Here is a 4227-nt window from a genome sequence, read left to right as displayed (position 1 = left end):
ATCGACCGGAATCTTGTCGTAAGCGCCAATCCACGGGTAGCTGGCCATGTCGGCGCGGGTGGGAGTGGCAGAGCTGCCGTCCGTCGCCTGCCTGCGACGTTCAGTCGATCCGTACCACCGTGCGCCCCAGCGAACCGCCGGCCAGCATCCGCTCGAACACCGCCGGCAGATCGGCCAGGCCGACTTCGGCGGTGCAGATGCGGTCCAGGTGCTGTGGCTTCCATTCCCCGCCCAGGCGCGCCCAGACCTGCTCGCGCAGGTCGCGCGGCGCGCTGGCCGAGGACACGCCCAGCAGCGACACACCCCGCAGGATGTACGGCATCACTGTCATCTGCAGCGTCGGGCTGGCGGCCAGGCCTGCACTGACCACGCTGCCATAGGGCACGGTCTGCGCCAGCAGGCTGGCCAGCATCGTGCCGCCGGCATTGTCCAGGCCTCCGCCGAACCGTGCCGACTGCAGCGGCGCGGTATCGGCCAGCGCCTCGCGCGGCAGCACCTCGCTCGCGCCGATGTCGCGCAGGAAGGCGGCCTGCTCCGGCTTGCCACTGATCGCATGCACCTCGTAACCGGCGCGGCTGAAGATGTCCACGGCCAGCGCGCCGACGCCGCCGGTGGCGCCGGTCACCGCCAGCGGCCCGTGTCCCGGGGTCTGCCGGTTGTCCTGCAGGCGTAGCAGGGCCAGGGCCGCAGTGAAGCCAGCGGTGCCCAGCACCATCGCCTCGCGCGGGCTCAGCCCGGCCGGCTGGGCGATGACGGCGCGCGATTCCAGCCGTACGTACTGGCTGTAGCCACCGTCCCGGGTTTCGCTGAGGCCGCAGCCGGTGGCGAGCACCGCATCGCCCTCGCGCCAGGCCGGGTCGCTGGAGGCGACCACCGTGCCGGCCACGTCGATACCGCCCACCAGCGGGAAGCGGCGCAGGATCTTCCCTTTGCCGGTGCCGGCCAAGGCGTCCTTGTAGTTGACCGAGGACCAGTGCGCGCGGACCAGCACCTGGCCGGGGCTGAGATCATCCACGCCCAGCTGGACCAGGCCGCTGCGGTAGCCGGCATCATCGTTTTCGATCCGGAACGCGGTAAACGGGGAGGTGGGGACCATCGGCGCTGCCTGACTTCGAGGAAAACGCCACCTTACCCGCTCATGGCCCTTTCAGACCTGCCAGTCCGCCCCATCTTGTATGATCGGTGAAGATTCACGGCTGGCGCCGCGGGAAGGGCCCGCGCCGCAGCCCACATATTGATGGAGCGTGCATGGCCTGGAATACACCCGGCGGCAACAAGGGCGGACAAGGCCCCGAGGACAATCGACGCGGGCCGTTCGGGCCGCGCGGCGGTGGCAATGGTGGTGGCTGGGGCGGTCTGCCCGGGCCGCTGAAGGACCTGTTCGATGGCGGCATCCTGCGTTGGGTGGCCGTGGCAGTGGTGCTGCTGGTGCTGTTCTCCAGCTTCCAGCTGATAGGCGAACAGCAGCGTGGCGTGGTGCTGCGCTTCGGCCAGTTCTCGCGGATCCTGACCCCGGGCCCGAACTTCAAGCTGCCGTGGCCGATCGAATCGGTCACCAAGGTCAATGCCACCGAGATCAAGACCTTCTCGATCCAGGTGCCGGTGCTGACCCGCGACGAGAACATCGTCAACGTCTCGCTCAACGTGCAGTACCGCATCGATGACCCGCAGACCTACCTGTTCGGCACCGTCGACGCCGACCAGGTGCTGGAACAGTCCGCGCAGAGCGCGGTGCGCGAGGAAGTCGGCCGCGCCGACCTCAACTCGGTACTGAACAACCGTGGCCCGCTGGCCGTGGCCGCCGAAGAGCGCCTGCAGGCACTGCTGAAGGCCTTCAAGACCGGCCTCACCGTGACCGGCCTGACCCTGCAGGACGCCCGTCCGCCGGAGGAGGTCAAGCCGGCCTTTGACGAGGTCAATGGTGCCCAGCAGGTCAAGGAGCGCCTGATCAACGAAGCCCAGGCCTACGCCGCCAAGGTCGTGCCGGAAGCCCGCGGCCAGGCCTCGCGCGCCCGCACCACCGCCGAAGGCTACAAGCAGGCCGTGGTGTCCAAGGCCGAGGGTGACGCGCAGCGTTTCAGCCTGTTGCAGGCCCAGTACAAGGACGCCCCGGAAGTGACCCGCAAGCGCCTGTGGCTGGAAACCGTACAGCAGGTGCTGAGCGAGAACCGCAAGGTCATCGGTGGCGATGGCCGCCAGTTGATCTACGTGCCGATGACCGGCGATACCCGCCCCAGCGCATCCGCGCCGGCCGCGGTGCCGAGCCCGGAGGTGGTGATGCCGTCGCTGCCGGGCACCGCAACCGAAGTTTCCCGTGACCCGGGTCGGCCGTTGACCCGCCCGACCGGGCGTCCGAGCGGCCGTGAGGAGGGCAGCCGATGAGAAGTTCTATCTGGATTGCCGTCGTCGTGGCGGCCCTGTTGGGCCTGCTGGGTTCGGTCTACGTGGTCCGTGAGGACCAGACCGCCATGGTCCTGAACCTGGGCAAGGTGGTGCGTTCGGACATCAAGCCGGGCCTGCACTTCAAGGTGCCGCTGGTGGAAACCGTGCGCGTGTTCGACCGCCGCTTCCAGGTGCTGGACACCGCACCGGCGCGCTACTTCACCGCCGAGCAGAAGGACGTCAGCGTCGACTTCTTCGCCGTGGGCTACATCTCCAACGTGGGCGACTACTTCCGCGCCACCGGTGGTGACCCGCGAGTGGCCAATGCCCGCCTGCAGCCGATCTTCACCGATTCGCTGCGCAACCAGATCAACTCGCGCACCCTGCAGCAGCTGGTGTCCGGCGACCGCAGCGAGCTGATCGCCGCGCAGCTGAAGGACATCAACGATGCCGTGTCCGGGCTGGGCATGCAGATGATCGACCTGCGCATCAAGCAGGTCGACCTGCCCACCGACAGCCAGGTGATCAATGACGTGTACGAGCGCATGCGCGCACAGCGCAAGCAGGAAGCGGCCAAGCTGCGCGCCGAGGGCGAAGAGCAGTCGCTGACCATCCGTGCCCAGGCCGACCGTGACAGCACCGTGCTGATCGCCGAAGCCGAACGCGATGCCCAGCGCCTGCGTGGTGAAGGCGATGCCGATGCGGCCCGCATCTACGGCAAGGCCGGTTCGGCCGATCCGTCGTTCTACGCGTTCTACCGCAGCCTGGAGGCCTACCGTGGCTCCATGACCGACGGCAACGGCGTGATCGTGCTGGACAAGAACGACCCGTTCCTGCAGTACCTGAAGAACGACCGCTGAGGTTGTTCGGCAAGATCCCACGGGGCCCGGCCAGATGCCGGGCCCCGTGTTTTTCCGGAGTTCCCCCCATGAAAGATCTGTTCGCGGCCGTCTGCCTGGTGGCCGTGCTGGAAGGCCTGCTGCTGTTCGTTGCCCCGCTGGCCTGGAAGCGCATGGCCGAGCGCCTGCTGGACCTGCCCAGCCCGGCCCTGCGCAGCTTCGGTGGCCTGGTGCTGCTGGCCGGCCTGAGCCTGCTGTGGTGGGCGCGGCACTGAAAGCCGGTCCTGTAGCGTCCGAGCCCGTGCTCGGGCGGCGCCGCGCAGCGGCGGCATAGCAGCCGAGCATGGGCTCGGCGCTACAGGGGCGGCCGGATGTAGCGCCCGAGCTATGCTCGGGCGGCGCCGCGCAGGGGCGGCACAGCAGCCGAGCGTGGGCTCGGCTCTACACGGGCGACCGGGTGTAGCGCCCGAGCCTATGCTCGGGCGGCGCCGCGCAGCGGCGGCACAGCAGCCGAGCGTGGGCTCGGCCCTACACGGGCGACCGGGTGTAGCGCCCGAGCCTATGCTCGGGCGGCTCCGCGCAGCGGCGGCACAGCAGCCGAGCGTGGGCTCGGCTCTACAGGGGCGGCCTGGTGTAGCGCCCGAGCTAATGCTCGGGCGGCGCCGCGCAGCGGCGATACGGCAGCCGAGCATGGGTTCGGCTCTACATGAGACGCCGGCCTGACCGTCCGGTAAAGCCGCCCGTCGCAAAGGTGGCACCGGACCCCGGAAACCCGGATAATGCACAAAAGCCGGACGGGCCTCCCCGTCCGGCTTTTTCCGTGTCTGGGCCTTCCATCGCCGGCCGCTCCCCGTTTGGAGCCGCCTTGCAGGTGCTGGCCAGCCCCGCCACGGTTTACCCGTCCGCGGCCCCGATGGCCGCAACAAATCGAGGAGCCCGTCATGGGTCAGTCCGCAGAAGTTGCCGCTGGTGACCGAACCGCGCACGGTGCGCGTGGCCGGGTCGA

General features: G+C 69.1%; 4 protein-coding genes. 3 read left to right on the top strand and 1 reads right to left on the bottom strand.

The window, feature by feature from the left end; translation table 11 throughout:
• Positions 1-100 precede the first annotated feature (100 nt).
• A complete protein-coding gene (locus tag ACQKDV_RS18490; RefSeq protein WP_427785717.1) occupies positions 101-1096 on the bottom strand; it encodes a YhdH/YhfP family quinone oxidoreductase in 996 nt (331 codons plus the stop codon).
• A 152-nt stretch (positions 1097-1248) separates the two neighbouring features.
• Here ACQKDV_RS18490 and hflK point away from each other — a divergent pair, with 152 nt between their 5' ends.
• From hflK to ACQKDV_RS18475, 3 genes are all read left to right on the top strand, one after another.
• Positions 1249-2382 carry an FtsH protease activity modulator HflK gene (gene hflK, locus ACQKDV_RS18485; protein ID WP_427785716.1) on the top strand — a complete coding sequence of 378 codons (1134 nt, stop codon included), beginning with the start codon at positions 1249-1251 and terminating at the stop codon, positions 2380-2382.
• Positions 2379-3242 (top strand): protease modulator HflC, encoded by an 864-nt coding sequence (hflC, locus tag ACQKDV_RS18480; protein ID WP_427785715.1) that lies wholly within the window; start codon positions 2379-2381, stop codon positions 3240-3242. Before hflK ends, hflC begins: the two co-directional genes overlap by 4 nt.
• Positions 3243-3310: 68 nt before the next feature.
• Positions 3311-3496: a DUF2065 domain-containing protein gene (locus tag ACQKDV_RS18475; protein WP_079222788.1), complete on the top strand. Its 186-nt coding sequence runs from the start codon at positions 3311-3313 to the stop codon at positions 3494-3496.
• The last annotated feature ends 731 nt before the right edge of the window (positions 3497-4227 follow it).

Source organism: Stenotrophomonas sp. NPDC077659 (genome assembly GCF_050268705.1).
In the GTDB taxonomy this organism is placed as follows: Bacteria; Pseudomonadota; Gammaproteobacteria; order Xanthomonadales; family Xanthomonadaceae; genus Stenotrophomonas.
The sequence above is the reverse complement of the archived record's forward strand: the minus strand, read 5'-3'. Positions and strand labels throughout refer to the sequence as shown.

What these genes read in the sequence shown, in the direction of transcription:
- ACQKDV_RS18490 (WP_427785717.1), bottom strand. Translation starts at nt 1,096, where the DNA reads ATGGTCCCCACCTCCCCGTTTACCGCGTTCCGGATCGAAAACGATGAT.
- hflK (WP_427785716.1), top strand. Translation starts at nt 1,249, where the DNA reads ATGGCCTGGAATACACCCGGCGGCAACAAGGGCGGACAAGGCCCCGAG.
- hflC (WP_427785715.1), top strand. Translation starts at nt 2,379, where the DNA reads ATGAGAAGTTCTATCTGGATTGCCGTCGTCGTGGCGGCCCTGTTGGGC.
- ACQKDV_RS18475 (WP_079222788.1), top strand. Translation starts at nt 3,311, where the DNA reads ATGAAAGATCTGTTCGCGGCCGTCTGCCTGGTGGCCGTGCTGGAAGGC.